The organism is Nocardioides sp. SYSU D00065 (assembly GCF_017916425.1).
Classification (GTDB): domain Bacteria; phylum Actinomycetota; class Actinomycetes; order Propionibacteriales; family Nocardioidaceae; genus Nocardioides.
On record NZ_JAFMSX010000001.1, the window covers coordinates 602,703 to 623,495 of the forward strand.

Annotated in this window: 19 protein-coding genes; 5 read left to right on the top strand and 14 right to left on the bottom strand. The window is 73.9% G+C overall.

Annotated features, from left to right (window positions below; all coding sequences use genetic code 11):
• Positions 1 to 52: 52 nt before the first annotated feature.
• Both J3P41_RS03000 and ligA read right to left on the bottom strand, forming a co-directional pair.
• Complete coding sequence (locus J3P41_RS03000; protein WP_210648752.1) at positions 53 to 1,300, bottom strand: calcium-binding protein; 1,248 nt, start codon at positions 1,298 to 1,300, stop codon at positions 53 to 55.
• Positions 1,301 to 1,367: 67 nt separating this feature from the next.
• Positions 1,368 to 3,512, bottom strand: a complete 2,145-nt coding sequence (gene ligA / locus J3P41_RS03005) for an NAD-dependent DNA ligase LigA (RefSeq protein WP_210648753.1) — start codon at positions 3,510 to 3,512, stop codon at positions 1,368 to 1,370.
• Between the two features lie 170 nt (positions 3,513 to 3,682).
• Between ligA and J3P41_RS03010 the strand changes: the two genes are divergently transcribed.
• The 3 genes from J3P41_RS03010 to J3P41_RS03020 all read left to right on the top strand — a co-directional run bounded on the left by J3P41_RS03010 (position 3,683) and on the right by J3P41_RS03020 (position 6,613).
• Positions 3,683 to 4,285, top strand: coding sequence for a TetR/AcrR family transcriptional regulator (locus J3P41_RS03010; protein ID WP_210648754.1), 603 nt, complete (start codon positions 3,683 to 3,685; stop codon positions 4,283 to 4,285).
• A gap of 67 nt (positions 4,286 to 4,352) precedes the next feature.
• Positions 4,353 to 5,972, top strand: coding sequence for an MFS transporter (locus tag J3P41_RS03015; protein ID WP_210648755.1), 1,620 nt, complete (start codon positions 4,353 to 4,355; stop codon positions 5,970 to 5,972).
• A gap of 62 nt (positions 5,973 to 6,034) precedes the next feature.
• Positions 6,035 to 6,613, top strand: a complete 579-nt coding sequence (locus J3P41_RS03020; protein ID WP_210648756.1) for an alpha/beta hydrolase — start codon at positions 6,035 to 6,037, stop codon at positions 6,611 to 6,613.
• Between the two features lie 3 nt (positions 6,614 to 6,616).
• On the opposite strand, the gene J3P41_RS03025 is transcribed toward J3P41_RS03020, so the two are convergent.
• Genes J3P41_RS03025 through J3P41_RS03045 form a run of 5 tightly spaced genes read right to left on the bottom strand, consistent with a single transcriptional unit; the run spans position 6,617 to position 12,474 of the window.
• Positions 6,617 to 8,107 (bottom strand): DUF2142 domain-containing protein, encoded by a 1,491-nt coding sequence (locus J3P41_RS03025; protein ID WP_210648757.1) that lies wholly within the window; start codon positions 8,105 to 8,107, stop codon positions 6,617 to 6,619.
• A gap of 24 nt (positions 8,108 to 8,131) precedes the next feature.
• Positions 8,132 to 9,817, bottom strand: coding sequence for a glycosyltransferase family 39 protein (locus J3P41_RS03030; RefSeq protein ID WP_210648758.1), 1,686 nt, complete (start codon positions 9,815 to 9,817; stop codon positions 8,132 to 8,134).
• Entirely contained in the window at positions 9,801 to 10,754 is a 954-nt protein-coding gene (locus J3P41_RS03035; RefSeq protein WP_210648759.1) for a lysylphosphatidylglycerol synthase domain-containing protein, read from the bottom strand. The genes J3P41_RS03030 and J3P41_RS03035 overlap by 17 nt, the downstream gene beginning before the upstream one ends.
• Positions 10,751 to 11,491 carry a class I SAM-dependent methyltransferase gene (locus J3P41_RS03040; protein WP_210648760.1) on the bottom strand — a complete coding sequence of 247 codons (741 nt, stop codon included), beginning with the start codon at positions 11,489 to 11,491 and terminating at the stop codon, positions 10,751 to 10,753. The genes J3P41_RS03035 and J3P41_RS03040 overlap by 4 nt, the downstream gene beginning before the upstream one ends.
• Complete coding sequence (locus J3P41_RS03045; protein ID WP_210648761.1) at positions 11,488 to 12,474, bottom strand: glycosyltransferase family 2 protein; 987 nt, start codon at positions 12,472 to 12,474, stop codon at positions 11,488 to 11,490. The genes J3P41_RS03040 and J3P41_RS03045 overlap by 4 nt, the downstream gene beginning before the upstream one ends.
• 124 nt (positions 12,475 to 12,598) lie before the next feature.
• Between J3P41_RS03045 and J3P41_RS03050 the strand changes: the two genes are divergently transcribed.
• Positions 12,599 to 14,011 carry a hypothetical protein gene (locus J3P41_RS03050; protein WP_210648762.1) on the top strand — a complete coding sequence of 471 codons (1,413 nt, stop codon included), beginning with the start codon at positions 12,599 to 12,601 and terminating at the stop codon, positions 14,009 to 14,011.
• Here J3P41_RS03050 and J3P41_RS03055 read toward each other — a convergent pair.
• The 5 genes from J3P41_RS03055 to J3P41_RS03075 all read right to left on the bottom strand — a co-directional run bounded on the left by J3P41_RS03055 (position 13,923) and on the right by J3P41_RS03075 (position 17,688).
• Positions 13,923 to 14,912 (bottom strand): methionine synthase, encoded by a 990-nt coding sequence (locus tag J3P41_RS03055; protein WP_307861801.1) that lies wholly within the window; start codon positions 14,910 to 14,912, stop codon positions 13,923 to 13,925. The genes J3P41_RS03050 and J3P41_RS03055 overlap by 89 nt on opposite strands.
• Positions 14,909 to 15,049 (bottom strand): hypothetical protein, encoded by a 141-nt coding sequence (locus tag J3P41_RS03060; RefSeq protein ID WP_210648763.1) that lies wholly within the window; start codon positions 15,047 to 15,049, stop codon positions 14,909 to 14,911. The genes J3P41_RS03055 and J3P41_RS03060 overlap by 4 nt, the downstream gene beginning before the upstream one ends.
• On the bottom strand, positions 15,046 to 16,149 hold the full coding sequence (mnmA, locus tag J3P41_RS03065) for a tRNA 2-thiouridine(34) synthase MnmA (RefSeq protein ID WP_210648764.1): 1,104 nt from the start codon (positions 16,147 to 16,149) through the stop codon (positions 15,046 to 15,048). Before mnmA ends, J3P41_RS03060 begins: the two co-directional genes overlap by 4 nt.
• The gene (locus tag J3P41_RS03070) at positions 16,149 to 17,330 is read right to left on the bottom strand and encodes a cysteine desulfurase family protein (RefSeq protein ID WP_210648765.1); all 1,182 of its coding nucleotides are present in this window, start codon (positions 17,328 to 17,330) and stop codon (positions 16,149 to 16,151) included. The genes mnmA and J3P41_RS03070 overlap by 1 nt, the downstream gene beginning before the upstream one ends.
• Before the next feature lie 91 nt (positions 17,331 to 17,421).
• Positions 17,422 to 17,688: a hypothetical protein gene (locus tag J3P41_RS03075; RefSeq protein ID WP_210648766.1), complete on the bottom strand. Its 267-nt coding sequence runs from the start codon at positions 17,686 to 17,688 to the stop codon at positions 17,422 to 17,424.
• A 45-nt stretch (positions 17,689 to 17,733) separates the two neighbouring features.
• Between J3P41_RS03075 and J3P41_RS03080 the strand changes: the two genes are divergently transcribed.
• Positions 17,734 to 18,057, top strand: a complete 324-nt coding sequence (locus J3P41_RS03080; protein ID WP_210648767.1) for a MazG nucleotide pyrophosphohydrolase domain-containing protein — start codon at positions 17,734 to 17,736, stop codon at positions 18,055 to 18,057.
• A 12-nt stretch (positions 18,058 to 18,069) separates the two neighbouring features.
• Here the strand turns inward: J3P41_RS03080 and proB are convergent, their stop codons facing one another.
• Both proB and obgE read right to left on the bottom strand, forming a co-directional pair.
• Positions 18,070 to 19,191, bottom strand: a complete 1,122-nt coding sequence (gene proB / locus J3P41_RS03085; protein WP_307861802.1) for a glutamate 5-kinase — start codon at positions 19,189 to 19,191, stop codon at positions 18,070 to 18,072.
• On the bottom strand, positions 19,181 to 20,743 hold the full coding sequence (obgE, locus tag J3P41_RS03090; RefSeq protein ID WP_210648768.1) for a GTPase ObgE: 1,563 nt from the start codon (positions 20,741 to 20,743) through the stop codon (positions 19,181 to 19,183). Before obgE ends, proB begins: the two co-directional genes overlap by 11 nt.
• Between the last annotated feature and the right edge of the window lie 50 nt (positions 20,744 to 20,793).

Consider the following 20,793-nt stretch of genomic DNA (forward strand, 5'->3'; position numbering starts at 1 on the left):
TAGGAGAGCGGTCGCCGGAGACCGGCGACGGCTCCGTCCGGCAGCCCGCTGCTCAGCAGCTCGAGCGCTTCTCCGCCGCCTTGCAGGTGTCGTTGCCGCCGCGGCCGCGGGCGATGTCGAAGCCCTTCCCGCCGTCGAGGCGGTCGGGCTGGCTGGACCCGGTCATCACGTCCGCGCCGCCGCGGCCGTAGATCATCGCGCGGTGGTCGGGGCTGGCGGTGATCACCTCGGAGTCGTTGCTCCCCTTGAAGATCGACAGCGTGCGCGCGGGCAGCAGGACGTCGCTGAAGCCGGTGATCTTGCCCTCGAGCGTGTAGGGCTGGAGGTCGCGGATCGTCGTCTTCCTCAGCTGGTCGATGCGCACGGTCGGCTTCAGCGCCGGGTTGGAGCTGGGCAGCAGGCGCAGCTTGTCCTGGCCGCCGTGACCCTTGGCCACGAAGCCGGACTCGACCGGGATCGGGAACGTGATGGTGTCGATGCCGCCGCCACCGCGGAAGGACTGGTGGGACTCGGAGGTGGAGGTCAGCACGTCCTCGCCGGTGCCGCCGACGAAGGAGTCGATCCCGACGACCCCGCTCAGCCTGTCGTCACCGGCCTCGCCGTAGAGCCGGTCGTTGCCGACCGTGCCCGAGGAGTCGGCGCCGAGCAGGTCGTCTCCGCCACGCCCGAAGATCGTGTCGTCGCCGCCGCGCCCGAAGATCGCGTCGTCGGCGTTGGTGCCCTTGACGGTGTCGCCGAGCGGCGAGCCGAAGAGCCGGATGCCGCCGTTGTAGCCGGTCACCGTGTCGTTGCCCTCCGCCGCGATCGGGACCGTGGCGGCGGCACGGAAGTCCACGACCACCGCGGCCGGGGCGTTGGCGTAGGTCACGCCGTCCAGGAGGACCCGGGTCCCCTCGCCCGCGGGGCGCGGGTCGTGGCCGAGGTCGATGGTGTCGTCGCCGGCGCCACCCGAGATCGTGTCACCGGTCTTGACCGTGCGGCCGAACCTGTCGACGCGCAGCGAGTCCGCCTCCCCCCACAGGCGGTCGTTGCCATCCCCGCCGAGGATGGTGTCGGCCCCCTCCCCGCCGCAGATCACGTCGTTGCCGCCGAGGCCGCGGATGGTGTCGTTGCCGCCGCGGGCCACGACCACGTCGCGCCGGGGTGTCCCGGTCAGGGTGTTGGGCCGGTCGTTGCCGACCACGGTCGCCCGCAGGCCGGCGCAGGTGGGAGCGGTGGCCTGGGCCGCCGGGACCAGGGCGGGCGCCCCCAAGCCGACGGCGGCGACGAGAGCGGGCACGAGCGAGGGGACGAGACGCATGGTGGACTCCAGAAGTTGGTCGTGCAGGTGCTTCTCGCCTCATCCTGCGCCTCCCAAACCTCGGGCGCTACCCGCCGTCGACCGCCAGCGCCTCGGGACCCTGCTCGAGCAGCACGGTGAACTGCTCCTCGTCGAGGATGCGTACGCCGAGCTGCTCGGCCTTGTCGGCCTTGGACCCGGCGTTGTCGCCGACGACGACGAAGTCGGTCTTCTTCGACACCGAGCTCGCCGCCTTGCCCCCGCGGCTGATGATCGCCTCCTTGACCGAGTCGCGCGTGTAGTGCTCGAGGGAGCCGGTGGCCACGATCGTCAGGCCCTCGAGGGTGCGGGCGACGGTCTCGTCGCGCTCGTCCGCCATGGCGAGGTGCCGTGACCACTTCGCCACGATCTCCTGGTGCCAGGGGACCTCGCGCCACTCGACGACGGCGGCGGCGATGGTCGGGCCCACCCCCTCGGTCGCGGCGAGCTCCGCCTCCGATGCCGCCTGGATCGCCTCCCACGAGCCGAACTCCTGCGCCAGGGCACGAGCAGCGGTGGGACCGACGTGGCGGATCGACAAGGCCACCAGCACCCGCCACAGCGCCGCGCCCGTGGCCTTGTCGAGGTTGCCGAGCAGCTTCTGGGCGTTCGCCGTGAGCGCCCGTGAGCCGTCGGCGGACACGTGCGGTCCCTCCTCGCCCTTCTTGGCGGCGCGGGTGAACAGCGGCGTCGCCAGCAGCTTGTCGGCGTCGAGGTCGAAGACGTCGCCCTCGTTGGTGATGGCGCCCGACGCGAGCAGCGCCGACGCCGCCTCGTAGCCGAGGCCCTCGATGTCGAACGCACCGCGGCCGGCCACGTGGAAGACGCGCTCGCGCACCTGTGCCGGACACGCCTCGTGGTTGAGGCAGCGCAGGTCGCGGTCGCCCTCCTTCTGCTGCGCCAGGGTGGTGCCGCAGGCCGGGCACTCGGTGGGCATCACCCACTCGGGCAGGTCGTCGGGTCGCAGGGCGAGCACGGGCCCGACGATCTCGGGGATGACGTCACCGGCCTTGCGCAGGACGACGGTGTCGCCCGGTCGTACGTCCTTGCGGCGCACCTCGTGGGCGTTGTGCAAGGTGGCCTTCTCGACCGTGGACCCGGCGACGCGGGTCGGCTCCATCACCCCGAACGGCGAGACCCGGCCGGTGCGCCCGACCTGCACGTCGATGGCGAGGAGCTTGGCGTTGACCTCCTCGGGCGGGTACTTGAAGGCGATCGCCCATCGCGGGGCGCGCGAGGTCGACCCCATGCGCCGCTGGAGCGTCACGTCGTCGACCTTCACCACGACGCCGTCGATCTCGTAGGGCACCAGGGTGTGGCGCTGCTCGCCCGCCCGCTCGATGTAGGCCTGCACGTCCGCGAGCGACGACACGACCTGGACCTGCTCCGAGGTCGGCAGTCCCCACGCGGCCAGCGCGTCGTAGGCCTCGGACTGCGCACGCGGCTCGAACCCGCGGCGCTCGCCGAACCCGTGGCAGACCATGCCCAGCGCACGCGTCGCGGTGACGCGGGGGTCCTTCTGCCGCAGCGAGCCGGCCGCCGCGTTGCGCGGGTTGGCGAACGCGGGGCGGCCCGCCTCGGTCATCGACACGTTGAGCCGCTCGAAGGCCTCGACCGGGAGGAACACCTCTCCGCGCACCTCGAGGAGGTCGGGGACCGGGAACTCGTCGGTGCCGGTGAGCCGGTCCGGCACGGAGTCGATCGTGCGGACGTTGGGAGTCACGTCCTCCCCGGTGCGCCCGTCGCCCCGGGTCAGCGCCCGGACCAGGCGCCCGCCCTCGTAGAGCAGGTTGATGGCGAGGCCGTCGACCTTGAGCTCGCACAGCAGCGCTGGCGAGGACAGCCCCTCGCGCTCGAGGCGGGAGTACCACGACTGGAGCTCCTCGTAGGAGAACGCGTTGTCGAGGCTCTCCATCCGCTGGAGGTGGTCGACCGCGGTGAACTCCGTCGACACGGCGCCGCCGACCTTCTGCGTCGGCGAGTCGGGCGTGCGCAGCTCGGGATAGTCCTCCTCGAGCGCCTCGAGCTCGCGCAACCGACGGTCGAAGTCGGCGTCGTCGAGGGTCGGGTCGTCGAGGACGTAGTAGCGCCAGCGGGCGTCGTCGATCTCCTCGCTGAGCGCACGGTGCCGCTCGCGGGCCTCGGGCGGGGCAGGCGGAGCGGCAGCGGCCACGGGCTCGTCGGTGGTGCTCATGGGCACAGTCTGCCGTCCGCGACCGACACGGCGGCGCCCCCGTGGGCGGCCGGGCCCCGCTGCGACTGGTCTGGACCGGATGAAACTCCTTTGTTCCATCGGAATATCCCGAGCTACGGTCGGGTTGCAGCGAAACGAAACGGTACCGTTCCATCTATCCGAAGGACGTCGTGACCCCGACCGAGACCGGCACCCGCCCCCGCGTGGCGGGCGAACGCGAGCAGGAGATCCTCGAGGCGACCCTCGAGGTGCTGGCCGACGTCGGCTACGACCTGCTCACCATGGACGCCGTCGCCGCCCGTGCGAAGGCCTCGAAGGCCACGCTGTACCGCCGGTGGCGCGGCAAGCCGGAACTCGTGGTCGCCGCGATCATGGCGCAGAAGGGCGAGCCCGTCGTGCCCGACACCGGCACTCTCCGCGGCGACCTGCTCGCGGCGTACTGCGGCAGCGGCGGCATCGACGACCCGCTGGCGCAGTCCGTCCTGGCCGCGGTCGTGACCGCCATGGGCCGCGACCCCGAGTTCGCCGAGGTGTACCGGCGCGAGTTCATCGGTCCCAAGATCGAGGCCTCCCGCGGCATCTACGAGCGCGCCCGCGAGCGTGGCGAGGTGCACCCCGACGTCGACTTGTCGGTCCTGGCGCCGGCGCTCGCCGGCATCGTCCTGCACCGCGTCTTTCTGCTGGGCGACACGGCCACCCCCGAGCTGGTCGGGCGGGTGCTCGACGAGGTCGTCCTCCCGGCGGCCCTGCACGGCCCCCACTCCCCTGCCTGACCGCCGTCCGGTCCCCCTGTCCGCCCCCTCTGCTCCACTCGACCCTGAACCCTGCCGAAGGAAGCCCATGACCGACCACGTTCTCGTCGCCGACGAGGTGACGCCCGAGCAGCACAAGCGGCTGCGCTGGGCGCTCGTCCTGATCTCGCTCGCGCAGCTGATGGTGGTGCTCGACAGCACCATCGCCAACATCGCCCTGCCCTACATCGGCACCGACCTCGACATCGATCAGGCCAACCTGTCGTGGATCGTGACCGGCTACGCCCTCACCTTCGGCGGCTTCCTGCTGCTCGGCGGCCGGCTCGCCGACCTCTACGGCCGGCGCCTCGTCTTCATCCTCGGCGTGCTGGTCTTCGCCGTCGCCTCGCTGATCGGCGGCTTCGCGCAGAACGAGCTCATGCTGCTGTCCGCCCGCGGGCTCCAGGGACTGGGGGCCGCGATGGCCTCCCCCGCCGCGCTGGCACTGATCACCACGACGTTCCCGGCCGGCAAGGAGCGCAACCGCGCGTTCGCCATCTACGCGGCCATGGCGGGAGTCGGCGCGGCCGTGGGCCTGATCCTCGGCGGGTGGCTCACCGGGCTCGACCCCATCCTCGGGCTCGAGGGCTGGCGCTACACCTTCTTGATCGTCGTCCCGATCGGCCTGGGCGCGGCCTTCTTCGCGCCGCGCTTCTTCGACGAGTCCGAGCGGCACTCCGGGTGGCTCGACGTCCCCGGTGCGATCACCGGCACCGGTGCCCTCCTCGCCATCGTCTACGGCCTGTCCCGTGCCGGCGACGAGCGCTACGGCTGGGACGACACCGTCACCCTGGCCAGCCTGGTCGTGGGGGTGGCGCTGCTCGGGCTCTTCCTGCTGGTCGAGTCGCGCGTGGAGCACCCGCTCATGCCGTTCCGCATCTTCAAGAGCAAGAACCGTGCCGCCGCCTTCGCCGTGATGATGATCGTGCCGGCCGCCATGTTCGCGATGTTCTTCTTCCTCTCGCTCCTCATCCAGCTCGTGGTGGGCTACTCCCCGCTGCACACCGGCGTGGCCTTCCTGCCCTTCTCGATCGCCATGATCGTCTCGGCGACGGCCGCCTCCAGGCTCATCGCCGTGGTCGACCCGCGCTACCTGTCGGGCGTCGGCACGCTGCTCTCGGCCGTGGCGCTCTACGGCTTCAGCCGGCTCTCCGTGCCCGAGGACCCCGCCTCGATCCTCGCGTCGCTGCCGACCGCCGTGGGCGGCCAGGGCGTGCCGCTCGGCGAGGGGATCAACTACTGGACCGACGTCCTGCCGTTCATCGTGCTGATGGCCTTCGGCATGGGGCTCAACTTCGTGCCGCTGACCCTGGTGGCGGTCCACCACCTCCGCATCCAGGACACCGGGATCGGATCCGGCGTGCTCAACACCATGCAGCAGGTCGGCGGCGCGCTCGGGCTGGCGACGCTCTCCACCGTGTCGCTGCACTTCGCCCAGACCCGCGCCGACGAGATCGCCCCGTCGATCGCGGCCGCCGCACCCGACCTCGACGCCGCCGGCCTGGCCGAGCTCGCCGGGCTCGGAGCCTTCACCGAGGGCGCCACGATGGCGTTCTTCGTGGGCTCGCTGATGATGATCGCGGCCTCCGCCATCGTGTGGCTCTTCCTCGACGTCAAGCACGAGGAGCTGGCCACCGAGTCCGCTCCCGAGGGCGTGGGCGTCCACTGAGCGCCCACCACCCGCTCCTCACGACGACGAGCACGCCCCCTCGACCGGGCGCGCTCGTCGTCGTGCTCCACGGCGGCACCCCCAGCTCCAGCCAGGCCGTCGGCGGGACCAGCGCCCCCTGGCAGCGCGGTCGGTGGCTGGCGCGGGCCGTCGCCGGGCGGATGCGGGCAGCGGGCGTCGGCGTCTGGCTCGTGCGCTACCGCCAGCGCGGGTGGAACGGCGGTGCCGGCGCGACGGCCGACGCCCGATGGGCGCTCGACCGGGTCCGCCTCACCCATGGGGACGTCCCCGTCGTGCTGCTCGGCCACTCGATGGGCGCCCGCGTCGCGGTGCACACGGCCGACGACCGGTCGGTCCGCGGCGTCGTCGGGCTGGCGCCGTGGTGGTCGGCCGACGATCCGGTCGACACCCTGAACGGCAAGGTCCTGCGTGCCGCCCACGGACGCGCTGACCGCATCACCTCGTACGCCGAGACCGCGCGCTACGTCGAGCGGGCCACCGCCGTCGCGCACAGTGCCCACCTGCGCGACATGGGACCGCTCGGCCACTACCTGCTGACCGGCTCCGCCCGCTGGCACGACGTGGCCGTCGCCTCGGCCTTCGAGGTCCTCGGCGCGGACGGCGCCGGCCGGGCCGGCTGAGGGTCAGCCGGCGTACCTCGCCGCGACGCCGTCGGCCGGTCGGTGCACCACGCCCGTGCGCCGCACGACGGGCACGGTCGCTCGCGCCCGGGAGACCAGGACCGCCACGATGGCCACGCCGACGCAGACGGCGACCACCGCGAAGGCGTCGGGCACCGGCCCGTCGACCGGCGAGCTCTCCTGCCGGCTGTAGACGTGGTGGTCCTGCCACCAGGCGACCGCACCGGCGAGCCACAGCAGCAGCACGGCCGACCACGCGCTCGCCACCCACCAGTCGCGACGCAGGGCGTCCGCGGTGCCGGGCCGTGGGGCGCGCACCCAACGACCTACCTCGAGCATCCCCACCGCTACGGCCGTGGCGAGCAGCGGCATGATCTGCATCAGGTACCGGTCGTGGAACCCGCCTCCTGCGGCGAGGAAGCCCGTGAGGCTGTGCAGCGTCAGCAGTGCGTGCACCGACAGCAGCGTCCACGCGGGGTCGAACCGGACGCCGTGGCGGCGGACGGAGCGCACGATCGCGATCGGCACCAGCACCAACGCCGCGACCACGGCGACCGACGCCGCCAACGCGGGCTCGAGCAGTCCCGGGATGTCGCCGATGCGGCCGAGGCTGGTGACCGGCGAGCGGCGGAACTTCTCGAGCAGGGCGTCCTGGCCCGTGAGGTCGCCGTAGAGCCGGAGGTTGCGCACGAAGAACCAGCCGAACGCGAGAGCCGGCACGCCGCCCACCAGGGCGGCGACCGCGACCGCCCGACGGCGTGCGAGCGGGTGCGACCCGGCCCGACGACCCAGCACGAGCAGCAGGGTGAGGGCGCACAGGCCCACGACCAGCAGGCCCTGTGCGCGGGTGCCCGCCGCGACCGTGCCGGCCGCGACCGCGACGGCGACGCGCTGGGGCGTCACCTGCTCGCGGAGCATCCGGACGGTCATCAGGAGCAGCAGGACGGCCGAGGCCGCGGCCCAGCCGTCGTTCTGGAGGAACGCGGAGCGGAGCACCAACGTGGGGGCGGCGGCCACGAGGACCGCCACGGCGGCCACCGCCGGCCGTCGCGGCACGAGCTGCCGCGCGAGCGCGCCGACCAGGAACAGCCACACCGCGAACCCGAGCGTGTTGGCCAGCCGCATCGTGATGATCATCCCGCTCTGGTGGTCGGACAGCGCCCACCAGACCGGGACCATCGCGAGGTGGAACAGCGGCGGGTGGTTCGCGGTCCAGATGTCGCCGTGCTCCTCGTCGCGGCCGCTGAACTCCTCGGCGGTGCGGGGGAAGCGGGCCGGGTCGTCGACGATGTCGGTCTCGATCGTGGGCAGCTGACCCTTGGCGAGGGAGGCGACGTACCCGGTGTGGGCGGGCTCGTCGTTGCCCCAGCTCGGCACCGTGAACACGAGCGCGACCTGGGTGCCGAGCAGCGCGAGGAGGACCGCTGCCAGCAGCGGCACGGCGTCCGGGCGGGCTGCGATCCTCTGGGCGGTGCGGCGGAGTGTGGTGGGCACGGGATCCTCTCGTGGACGACCGGGTCAGCAACCGTCGAGACGGTGGATCTCGACGACCGGTCCGGGGCGGTGGTGCGCGGGCGGGTAGTAGTTGAAGCTGAAGTCGTAGGAGAACCCCGGAGGCGCCGCGTCCGGGGCGTACGGCGAGGCGGCCAGGACGAGCTCGCTCTCCTCGGCCAGCCGCTCGTAGTAGGCGGCCGCTCCGGGCAGCCCGGCGGCGAGGCCGCGGTCGCGCTGGTGGCCGTTGACCATCACCCAGCACCACCCCTGCGACCGGTAGCCGTCGATGAGCTCGGGGTGCAGGTCGACCTCGTAGCGCTGGAAGGGCCGGTGCACCGGGTAGAGCTCCCAGCCGGCCTGCTGCAGCTCGCGCCGGTACGAGTCGGGCACGGCCGGCTCGACCACGATGCGCCCGCCCTGGCCGGGGGCGACCAGCCACGACAGCGCCTCGGCCCGGGTGTCGGTGCGCAGCAGCAGCAGGTCGCTGCGGACCACGTCGGCGACGGGCTGGGCCAGCGCCACCACGGCGACCAGCGCCGCGGCCGCGAAGGGTCCGGCACCGGGCAGGCGCTCGCGCAGCGCCTGGGCCGCACGGGCCGCGCCCTGGCCGGCGAGCACCGCCAGGGCCGGGTAGGCCGGCAGCAGCCATCGCGCGAACCACCGCTCGTGGGAGGCCATCGCGAGGTAGAGCAGCACGGGAAAGGCGACGAGGAGCAGCGCCCGGCCGCGGTCGCGCCGCCAGACCAGCACGAGTCCGGCGACCGCGAGCAGGAGCGGCACGACCCCGAAGCCCCACAGCAACGTCCCCGGGTAGCCCACCCAGCCGGAGCCCGTCTGCCCCAGCTTCGCCGTCGCCGCCTGGGCCGACTGACCCGAGAACTGGCTCCAGAACGTGCCCGGCTCGAGCAGCATGAACGGGTTGAGCACCACGAGCCCGGCCACGGAGGCCCCGGCGGCGACGGCCAGGTCGCGCAGCGCGGTCGCCGGACGCTGCCGCCGCTCGAGGACCCGGAGCCCGAGCGCCAGGGCGATCACGACGGTCATCGGCGCGGCGTGGTACTTGACGCCGGCAGCCAAGCCGACGGCGGCTCCCGCCAGCGCGGCGGTGCCGGTGCCGCCGCGCTCGTGCAGCCGCAGGCAGGCCAGCAGGCCCGCGGCGAGCGGCAACAGCGTCGGCACGTCGTTGAGGGCGTGGTGGGAGTAGAAGACCGGGAGGAACGCCAGCCCGAGGAACGCGGCCGCCCACACCCCGGCGGCGCGGTCGAACGCCTGCCGCCCGGCCAGGGCCACCACGACGACCGTGGCGGTGCCGAGCAGCACGACCGTCGCCCGGGCCACGGTGAAGACCAGGGTGGGGTCCTCCACGAGCAGCCGGGTCGCATCACCGCCCGGCAGCACGGCGCGGAACACCAGCGCGAGCAGGTACGTGAGGCCGCTGGGGTTCTCGAAGTAGCCGGTGTACCAGTCGCCGTCCGCAGCGCGGGCGGCGTGCGGGACGAAGTGCAGGTCCTCGTCGGCGTTGTACGCGTGCGGCAGGCCGTGCCGGAGCGCGACCACCCGGACCGCGAGCGACACGACGACGACCACGGCGAGCCAGGCTCCGGGCCCACCGCGCAGCCGGCGTCGCTCACGCGCCTCGGCCGGAGGCGTGCTCGGCGACTCGGCGCTCGCCGCGACGTCCACGACCCGCACCTCAGCGGCCTCCGGCACGAGCGGGCTCCCGGGGGTCGGCCGACCGGGTGTCCGTACGTCCCACCAGTGCGGCGGCGCCGGCGAGTGAGAAGTCGGCGGCGGCGTGCGCCACCCGGGACAGCAGGGCGACGGCTGCCGCTGCCGGCACTCCGACGGCCGGTGCCAGCAGTGCCACCAGGACGCCCTCGCGGGCGCCGACCCCGGCCGGGGCGAACACCACGAGCACGCCGACGGCGTGGGCGAGCGCGAAGGCGGCGACCGCGCCGACCAGGCTCGGCGTCGCCGCCGACGCTCCGGGCACGAGCAGCAGGGTCGAGGCGCCGTAGAGGGTCCACACCGCCACCATCAGCGCCACGGCCGGCACCAGCTCGCGTGCGCCGAGCACGACCGCGTGCCCGGCGAGCCGCTCGGCGAGCCGGCGCAGCAGCGGCGGCGCGAGGGCCACGGCGCCGACGACGACCGCGCAGGCGGGCCAGGCGGTGGCGAGGTCCTCCCCCACCCGGTCGCCGGCCGGGCCGTCGAGGAGCAGCGACCCGCCGACCAGCAGGCCCCCCAGCAGCAGCCCCGTGGCGGTGTGCACGAGGAGGAACACGGCGGAGGCGGTGACGCTGGAGCGGGCCGGTACGCCGTGGCGCCGCCCGAGCTGAGCCTGCACGGCGAGGCTCCAGACCGAGCCCGGGACGTACTTGCCCAGCTGGCCGACGAAGAACACCGCGGCCGCGTCCCGTGCCGCGACCTCGGACCCGACGCCCCGCAGCAGCCGGCGCCAGAGGACTCCCGTCAGCGCCAGCCCGGCGCCCGCGCAGACGACGGCACCCGCCGATCGCGCGGGTCCGGTGGCAGCCACCGCGTCCCCGATCTCGGCCCAGCGACCGCGGAAGCCCCACCACGCACAGGCGAGGGTCAGCAGGACGAAGACCCAGCGGGCACCTCGGAGCGCCTGTCGCCGGGTCACGGGACGCCGGGTTGCAGGCGCGAGGGGGTCAGCGAGGCGTGGAGGAGGGCGGTGCGGGTCGGGTACGGCAGAGCCGGCGTGAGCCCGCGGGTCATCGTGACCGCGAGCCGGTCGCCCGCGGCGCCGACGGCCTGGTCGATGGCGTCGACGTAGCGGCGCCGGTCGACGTTGTCGAAGACGATCACGCCGTCGGGTGCGAGCCGCTGGAGCGCTCGGGCCAGGCACGCCTCGCGCGCCCGGCCGTCGATGACGATCACGTCGAACTCTCCCGGCACGTCGTCGATCGCGGCGACGTAGTCGGCGAAGTCGAGGCCCGCGTGGCCCGGCTTCGCCGAGCCGACGACGGGCCGGCCGGACGTGGTCGGCTCGACGACGCGCAGGTCGACGTTGCCCGGCAGCCGCGGCGCCAGCACATCGGCCCAGCCGGCGTGGTGCTCCACGGAGTGCACGGAGCCGGCCCGTGCGGCCAGCCAGAGGGTCGAGGCGCCCGAGCCCCACTCGAAGACGCGGGCACCGGGGTGGTCGCGCAACCAGGACGCCACCAGGTCCGCGGAGTCGAAGGTCCACCACGGCACGTCGAGGCGCCGCAGTCCGTCGACGTCGTGGATGGCGAACAGGGAGACCAGCCAGGTGGCCGCGCGCGAGCCGGGCGCCTGGCGGTGCAGGAGCGCCATCACGCCGGTCGCCCGCAGCACGGCGCCGACGGCTCGGACGCAGCTGATGTAGAGCTGCTTCACCGCAGGACCACCTCCTCGATCGACGCGGTCGCCGGGACCCGCAGGATGTCGAACCGGGCCCGCTTGGTGTGCTCGAGGTTGGCCTCGATGAGCGCCCGGTTGGTGCGGATGAGGTCCGAGACGACGCCGAGCAGCACGCAGAGCGAGGACATCACCACCAGGGCCGCCCCGACGAGCAGCGACTGGACGTGGCCGCCGCCGTTCCCGGTCGCGGCGAGGACGGCGTACCGCACGAACGGCACCAGGCCGAGCAGGCCGAACAGCGCGGCCATCACCCCGAAGATCACGTAGGGCCGGTACATGACGAAGGCGCGCACGATCGCCGCGGCGGAGCGGAAGACGTGCTGGCGGGTGGAGGAGAACAGGCGCGACTCGCGCGTCTTGGGGTTCGTCAGCACCGGGATGCTGGTGATGGCGAGGTTCTTGTTGCCCGCCTGGATGATCGTCTCCATGCAGTAGGAGAAGCGGGTCACCGTGTTGAGGCGCATCAGCGACTCGCGCGAGTAGGCGCGGAACCCGCTGGCCGCGTCGGGCAGCTCGGTGCGCGCGGCCACGTTGACCACCTGCGACCCGAAGCGCTGCAGCGCCTTCTTGGCCGGCGAGAAGTGCGAGATCAGACCCACCTGGCGGTCGGCGATGACGATGTCAGCCTCGCCGCGCAGGATCGGCTGGACCAGGTCCGCGATCCGCTCCTGCGGGTACTGGTTGTCGCCGTCGGTATTGACCACGATGTCCGCGCCGATGGCCAGGGCGTGGTTGACGCCGTCGGTGAACGAGCGGGCCAGGCCCTGGTTGCGGTGGTGCCGCACCACCTCCGTCACCCCGAAGGACCGCGCCACCTCGACGGTGCGGTCGGTGCTCCCGTCGTCGATGATGACCACGACGATCTCGTCGATCCCCGGGATCGTCCTCGGGATCGACGACAGCACGAGCGGGAGGGTCTCCTCCTCGTTGAGGCACGGCACCTGCACCACGAGCTTCATTTCACGGACGCTAGGGCGGTGCCGGGACCCGGGACGGTCGCTGAGGTGACCGGCCGGCGAACGGTGGGCGAGCGCTCGACCACGCCCCTCGCCCGCGACGGCGTACCGGCGGACAATGGCGTCCATGCCCCGCCGGCCCGCCCACCACCTGGTTCCGGCCCTGCTCTTCGTCGCCGTCGCGGGCCTCTACGTCCTCACCGTCAACCCGGCCCCGAGTCCCGACGCCTGGAGCGCCGACTTCGCGGCCCGGCACATCGCGCTGACCGGCGACCCGGTGCCCGACATCTCCGACTTCCCCCTGCTCGACGACAACATCATCCGGGAGACGTGGATCGTGGAGACGGCGGACGGGCGCGAGGCGGTCGGCCGGTCCCCGGGCGTGATCGCTGCGGTCGTCCCGGCGTACGCGCTCGCGCGGCCGACCACGGTCAGCCCGCTCCCCGGCGCAGTCACCGCCGCGCTCCTCAGCGCGACGGCGGTGCTGCTGTTCTTCCTGTTGCTGCGCCGGCGCATCGGCACCCGGCGTGCGCTGGTGGCGGCCGGGCTGCTCGGGGTGGCCACCCCGGTCTGGTCGGTCTCGGCCGACGCCATCTGGCCGCACACGCTCACCACCCTCGGCATCGTCGGCACCGCCTGGGCCGCCGACCGCCGCCGGTGGTGGCTGGTCGGGGTCTTCGGCGGCGTCATGCTGTGGGGGCGGCTGCACGCGGCACTCGTGTGCGCCGTGGTGGGACTCGGGGTCGCCTGGTCGCGGCGCCGCCCCGCGGTCGCGGCACGGGTGGGCGCGGCCTCGCTGCTCGCGCTGGTGCTCGCGAGTGCCTGGACCCGCTGGATGTACGGCTCCTGGGACCCCACGTCGGGCTACCGCGTCGGCGACTTCACCAGCGGCGCGGCCGGGCACCTGCTCGACCCGCTCAACTACCTCGGCTTCCTCGTGTCGGCGGACCGTGGCCTGCTGTGGTGGTGCCCCCTGCTCCTCGTGCTCGGACCCACCGCCTGGCGGCGGCGGCGCGAGCTGCCGGACTGGAGCCGCTGGCTGGCCCTCGGCGGCGCGTCGTACGTCCTGAGCCAGGCGGTGCTGAACCGGTTCAGCGGCGGCGACCACTTCTACGGCTATCGCACCAGCCTGGAGCTGGTCGTCGCCCTAGCGCCCGCGCTCGCTCTCGCCTCGCCGCACCTCTCGGAGCGGGCGCGGCGGTGGTTCGTGCCCGCCGCCGTGCTGCAGGTCGTGCTCATCGCGCCGGGTGCGATCTCCGACGACATGTACGTCCCGGTGCGCGACGTGTGGTGGCGCAACGCCTTCCTCGACGCCCTGGTCCTGCGCCCGGCGGACCTGCTGCCCCTCGTCGCGGCGGTGATGGTCGCCGTGCTCGTCGCCGTGCGCCTGCTGCACGCCGGCGCCGTGGTCCGCCTCCTCGCCCGCGTGGACGGCGCCGGAGGGCCGGGGCTCAGAGGTTCCGCGCCACCGTCGCCGACAGCCGCAGCGCCTGTGCGGCCCAGGCCGGCGTCGCGCCCGCCAGCCCGCAGCTCGCGCTGACGATCAGGCGCTCCCCCACGACCTCCGGGTCGAGCCCCAGCATGTCGAGCCAGCGCTGCACGCGCTCGGTGACGCGGGCGTCCGACGGCACGGTGGCCGGATCCGTGGACGGCAGCACGCCGAGGACGGCGGTGCGACCGTCCTCCAGCGCCTCCGCGAAGGTGTCGAGGTCCGCCGGCCCGAGCATGTCGAGGTCCGCGGCGAGTCCGGCGACGCCGGTGCCGGCGATCAGCGACCAGGGCGTGCCGGGTGCGCAGGAGTGGACCCACGCCTCCGCGCCTGCCTCGGTGATCGCCTCGATCACCCACTCGAGGTGGGCGGAGACCTCCGGGAGGTCGACGCTGCGGTGCCGGCCGAAGCCGCTGGCGGTGGGCACCTGCCCGGCGACGACCGCGGCGAGCGCGGGCTCGTCGACCTGCACGACCCAGCGGTCGACGCCGCGCACGCGGCGGCGCAGGTCGGCTACGTGGACGCGCACGCCCTCGGCCAGGGCCTGGGCGAGCTCGCGCCGCGCGCCGTGGTCGCTCAGGACCTTGTCCCCACGCGGCTTCTCGACCGTCGCAGCGAGCGTCCACGGTCCCGCGACCTGTGTCTTGAACGTCCCCTCGTAGCCCTGCGCCAGCTCCTCGACGGTGTCGAGGTCCTGGGCGAGCAGCGACTGCGCGCGGCGGTGGTCCACGCCGCTCGCGTCGGTCAGCCGCCAGCCGGCGGGCTGGAGGTCGACGGCGAGCCCGGACACGACGGCCAGTGCGCGTCCGGTCATCGCGGCGGTGACCCCGCGGCCGGGCAGCTCGGGCACGAAGGGCAGGTCGGGCAGCTCGCCGAGGACGAGCCGGACCGCCTCGCGGTGGTCGGCGTCCGTGGTGCCGGGCATCGAGCCGATGCCGGTGGCGGCGGTCACGAGGCGTCCCCCGCCTCGGCGAGGAGCCGGCCGGCGGCCCCGTCGATCGAACGGGTGCTCGCGCAGACGAGCGCGACGACGTACACCGTGTGCCGCGGGCCCAGCAGCTCGCCGGCTCGGGTCCCCAGTCCGCTCACGCGGGGACCCCGACGGGGCGGGTGGCGGCGATGGTCGCGGATCCGACCACGCGGGTGCCGTCGTAGATCACCGCGGCCTGTCCGGGCGCGATGCCCTCCGCCGGGTCGAGCAGGTCGACGGAGACCCGCTCGCCGTCGACCTCGACGACGGCGCGGTGCTCGGCGCCGTGCGCACGCAGCTGGACGGTGCCCTCGAGCCGCTCGGGCACCGTGCCGCACCAGCGCGGACGGATCCCGTCGAGGTGGTCGACCGCGAGCCGCTCGCGCGGGCCGACCGTCACGGTGCCGGTCACCGGCTCGATGTCCAGCACGAAGCGCGGCTTGCCGTCGGCCGCCGGGGTGCCCAGCCGCAGCCCGCGGCGCTGACCGATGGTGAAGCCGTAAGTGCCGGTGTGGGTGCCGACGGTCTCCCCGGTCGTGGCGTCGACGATGTCGCCGCCGTGGTTGGGGGCGCGGTGGCCGAGCTTCTCGCGCAGCCAGCCGGCGTTGTCGCCGTCGGCCACGAAGCAGATGTCGTGGGAGTCGGGCTTGGCGGCCACCAGCAGTCCGCGCGCCTCCGCCTCGCGGCGCACGGCGGGCTTGTCGGTGTCGCCCAGCGGGAACAGCGAGTGCCGCAGCTGGTCCTGGGTCAGCACGCCCAGGACGTAGGACTGGTCCTTGCCGTGGTCGGTGGCGCGGTGCAGCTCGACCAGCCCGTCGGCACCGGTGCGGAGCCGGGCGTAGTGGCCTGTCGCCACCGCGTCGAAGCCGAGCGCCAGCGCCCGGTCGAGCACCGCGGCGAACTTGATCTTCTCGTTGCACCGCAGGCACGGGTTCGGCGTGCGGCCGGCGGCGTACTCGTCCATGAAGTCCTCGACCACGTCCTCGTGGAAGCGGTCGGACAGGTCCCAGACGTAGAACGGGATGCCGATCACGTCGGCGGCGCGGCGGGCGTCGTTGCTGTCCTCGATGGTGCAGCAGCCGCGGGCCCCGGAGCGGTACGACGCCGGGTTGCGGCTGAGCGCGAGGTGCACGCCGGTGACCTCGTGGCCGGCCTCGACGGCGCGGGCGGCGGCGACGGCGGAGTCCACCCCGCCGGACATCGCGGCGACGACCCGCATCAGCGGCCCTTGGCGGCGCGGGCGCGCTCCACGACGGGGCCGATCGCCGCCACGAGGGCGTCGACGTCGGCGGGGGTGGTGCTGTGGCCGAGCGAGAAGCGCAGCGAGTGCCGGGCCTGGTCGTCGTCGCAACCCATCGCGAGCAGGACGTGCGAGGGCTGCGGCACGCCCGCCGAGCACGCCGAGCCGGTGGAGCACTCGATGCCGCGGGCGTCGAGCAGCATCAGCAGCGAGTCTCCCTCGCAGCCGGGGAAGCCGATGTGGGCGTTGCCGGGCAGGCGCAGCGGACCGGGGGGCGCCCCGTGGAGGTGGGCGTCCGGCACGACCTCGACGACCCGGCGGACGAGGTCGTCGCGCAGCGCGGCCACGCGCACGGCGTGGTCGTGCTGGTTCTTGACCGACTCCTCGACCGCGGCCGCGAGCCCGGCGATGGCCGGGACGGCGAGCGTGCCGCTGCGGATGTCGCGCTCCTGGCCGCCGCCGTGCACCAGCGCGCTCACCTCGAGGTCGCGGCGTACGACGAGCGCCCCGACGCCGATGGGGCCGCCGAGCTTGTGGCCGGTGAAGGTCAGCGCGTCCACGCCGCACTCGCCGAAGTCGACGGGCACGTGGCCCACCGCCTGCACGGCGTCGGTGTGCACGGGGATCCCGTGCTCGGCGGCGAGGGCGACGACCTGCTCGACCGGCTGGATCGAGCCGACCTCGTTGTTGGCCCACATCACCGAGATCAGGGCCACCGAGTCCGGGTCGCGCGCGATGGAGGCGCGCAGCGAGTCGACGTCGAGCACGCCCTCGGGCGACACGGGCAGCAGCTCGACCTCGGCCCCGTCGCTGTGTGCGAGCCAGTGCAGGGTGTCGAGGACCGCGTGGTGCTCGACCGCGGTCGACAGGATGCGCGTGCGCCGGGGATCCGCGGCGCGCCGGGCCCAGAAGATGCCCTTCACGCCGAGGTTGTCGGACTCGGTGCCGCCGGAGGTGAACACCACGTCGCCGGGACGGGCGCCGATCATCGCGGCGATCGTCTCGCGCGACTCCTCCACCACCCGGCGGGCGCCGCGGCCGGAGGCGTGCAGCGAGCTGGCGTTGCCGATGCTGGTGAGCTGGCGCGTCATGGCCTCCACGGCGACCGGCAGCATGGGCGTGGTCGCGGCGTGGTCGAGGTAGACGATCGGCTGGCTCATGACCTGCCCAGCCTACGTGGCGGGGTGTCTCGGCCCGCCATCGTCCCGGTCGGGCCCGGTGGTGCGGCGGCGGCCGCGGGTGCCCCACGGGTCAGGGGTGCCGCTCCTTGTGCATGTCCATGCCCCACGCCACGCCCTGTGCGACCGCGCCGACCATCAGCAGCGCCGCGCCGAGACCGAAGAGAACCCAGCCGAAGTCCTCGCCCTCACCGAGCAGGACGAGGCCGATGGTCAGCATGGCGGCGCCCGGCAACCAGGCGATCGTCGGCGACGGCGCCGGGTGGGGCGACGGCGAGTCGCGCGCCGCCGGGCTCACGTCGGGGTCCGCTGAGTACTCCTCGTCCATGGCACGGATCATGGCAGGCCGGAGGGTGATGGAGCGGTAGTTCTGAACACGTGCCCCATGGGACTCGAGCTGCTGCAGCAGCGTGCCCGCTCCGTCCGCGCCCGGTACGCCGCCGTCGAGGCCGCGCGCCACGGTCGGTCCTGGACGACCGAGGAGATCATGCTCGGGTTCGTCGGCGATGTCGGCGATCTCGCCAAGCTCGTGCACGGCAAGGCCGGCGTGCGTCCGCGTGCGGACCTCGACGCGGCGCTGGCCCGCGAGCTCGCCGACTGCCTGTGGTGCGTGCTGACGCTCGCCGACGCCTACGACATGGACCTGGGACGCGCCTTCACCGAGACCATGCACGAGCTCGAGGAGGTCCTTGCCGGCCCGGACGTGTGACGACGGGTCTGCCTACAGCAGCACCAGGTCGTCACGGTGGATGACCTCGCGCTCGTACGCCGCCCCGAGCGCGTCCTTGAGCTCGCGCGTCGAGCGGCCGAGGAGCGCGGGGAGCTCGTCGGCGTCGAAGTTCACCAGCCCGCGGGCCACGAGCGTGCCGTCGGGACCGAGCAGGTCGACCGCGTCGCCGGCGACGAAACCACCGTCGACGGCGGTGATCCCGGCGGCGAGCAGCGACGCGCGGCGCTCGACCACGGCCCGTACGGCGCCGGCGTCGAGGGTGAGCGTGCCCTGCCCCGAGGTGGCGTGGGCCAGCCAGAGCAGGCGGGTCGGGCGCCGCTTGCCCGTGGCCGTGAAGAGGGTGCCGACGTCCGTCCCGGACAGCGCCGCCGCCGCCTGGTCGGCGGAGGTGAGGATCACGTCGATGCCCGCACCGGTGGCGATCCGCGCCGCGTCCACCTTGGTCGTCATGCCGCCGGTGCCGACCCCGGACGCGCCGGCGGAGCCGATCGTCACGGCGGCCAGGTCGTCGTCGGAGCGCACCACCGGCACGAGCCGCGAGCCGGGTCGGCTCGGCGGCCCGTCGTAGAGACCGTCCACGTCGGACAGGAGCACCAGCAGGTCGGCGTGGACCAGGTGGGCGACGAGGGCGGCCAGCCGGTCGTTGTCGCCGAAGCGGATCTCGGAGGTGGCGACGGTGTCGTTCTCGTTGACGATGGGCACGACCCCGAGCTCGAGCAGCTTGGCGAAGGTCTGGTGCGCGTTGCGGTAGTGCGCGCGGCGGGTGACGTCGTCGACCGTGAGCAGCACCTGCCCGGTGACGATGCCGTGCCGCGCGAACTCCTCCTGGTAGCGGTGCGCCAGCAGGCCCTGCCCCACCGAGGCCGCCGCCTGCTGGGCGGCCAGGCCCCGAGGACGCGCGGCGAGGCCGAGCGGGGCGAGCCCCGCGGCGATCGCACCGGACGACACGAGCACGATCTCGGCGCCCGCCCCTCGGGCCGCGGCGAGCACCTCGACCAACCGGCGTACGCGCGCGGGGTCGATGCCGCCCGCCGCGGTGGTCAGCGACGACGAGCCGACCTTCAGCACGATGCGCCGGGCCCGGCTCACCAGGGCCGAGCGGTCAGTCGTCACTGCCGTCCCAGTCGGGGTCGTCCTTGCTGCCGATCTCGTAGGACATCGGGCCAACGCCGGAGCTGCCGCTGCTGCGGTTCGGACCCTTCTTCCGGGCCGCGTCGAGACGGCGGGCCACGTCGGCGCGCGCCTCCTCCTCGGCCTTGCTCTCCATCGCCTCGTCGATCTCGCGGCGGCGGCCCCGGGCCGGGCGGGCCTCGTCGAAGCGCTGGTCCTCGCCGCGGCGCCCGAGCATCTCCGCACCGGCCTCGATGCTGGGCTTGAAGTCGAAGACGACCGAGTTGTCCTCCGGCCCGATGAGGACCGTGTCGCCCTCCTGAGCCCCGAGCTCGACGAGTTTGAGCTCGACGCCCAGCCGGTTGAGGCGGTCGGCGAGGAACCCGACGGCCTCGTCGTTGCTGAAGTCGGTCTGGCGCACCCAGCGCTCCGGCTTGGTGCCCCGCACGCGCCATCCCTCGTCGGTCCGGGTGACCGAGAAGTCGCCACCGCCGTCGACGGCAGCCGGGCGCAGCACGATCCGCTGCGCCTCGACAACCGGCCGCTCGGCGCGAGCGGCCTGGACGATCTCGGCCATCGCGAACGTCAGCTCGCGAAGCCCCGCGCCGGAGGCGGCGCTGACCTGGAAGACACGCAGTCCGCGCTCCCGGAGCTCGTCGACCACCATGTCGGCGATGTCCTGCCCGTCGGGCACGTCGACCTTGTTGAGGGCGACCAGCCGGGGCCGGTCCTCCAGCCCGCCGTAGCGGGCCAGCTCGCCCTCGATGACCTGCAGGTCGTCGAGTGGGTTGCGACCCGGCTCGATCGACGCGGTGTCGACCACGTGGACCAGCGCCGCGCACCGCTCGATGTGCCGCAGGAAGTCGTGGCCGAGGCCCCGGCCCTCAGCGGCCCCCTCGATGAGCCCGGGCACGTCGGCGACCGTGAACGTCGTCTCCCCCGCCGTCACGACGCCGAGGTTGGGCACGAGCGTGGTGAAGGGGTAGTCGGCGATCTTGGGGCGCGCCCGCGAGATCGCGGCGATCAGCGACGACTTCCCGGCGCTGGGGAACCCGACCAGGCCGATGTCGGCGACCACCTTGAGCTCGAGTCGTACGTCGAGCTCGTCGCCAGGCTCGCCGAGCAGCGCGAAGCCCGGGGCCTTGCGCTTGGAGGAGGCCAGCGCGGCGTTGCCGAGACCACCCCGGCCACCCTGCGCGACGACGAGCGTCGTACCGGCACCGACGAGGTCGGCCAGCACGTTGCCGTCGGCGTCCTTGACGAGCGTGCCGTCGGGGACGGGGAGGACGAGGTCCTTGCCGTGCGCGCCGTTGCGGTGCGCACCGGCGCCGTGGCCGCCGTGCTCGGCGCGGCGGCGGGGGTTGTGGTGGTAGTCGACGAGGGTCGTCACGCTGGTGTCGACCTCGAGGATCACCGAGCCGCCGGGCCCGCCGTTGCCGCCGTCGGGGCCGCCGAGCGGCTTGAACTTCTCGCGGTGCACCGAGGCCACGCCGTTGCCGCCGCGACCTGCCGCCACGTGCAGCGTGACGTGGTCCACGAACGTGGGGAGGGCCATCAGATTCCTGTCGGTGGTGGTGAAAGGACGAAGGGCGCCCCGTCGATCGG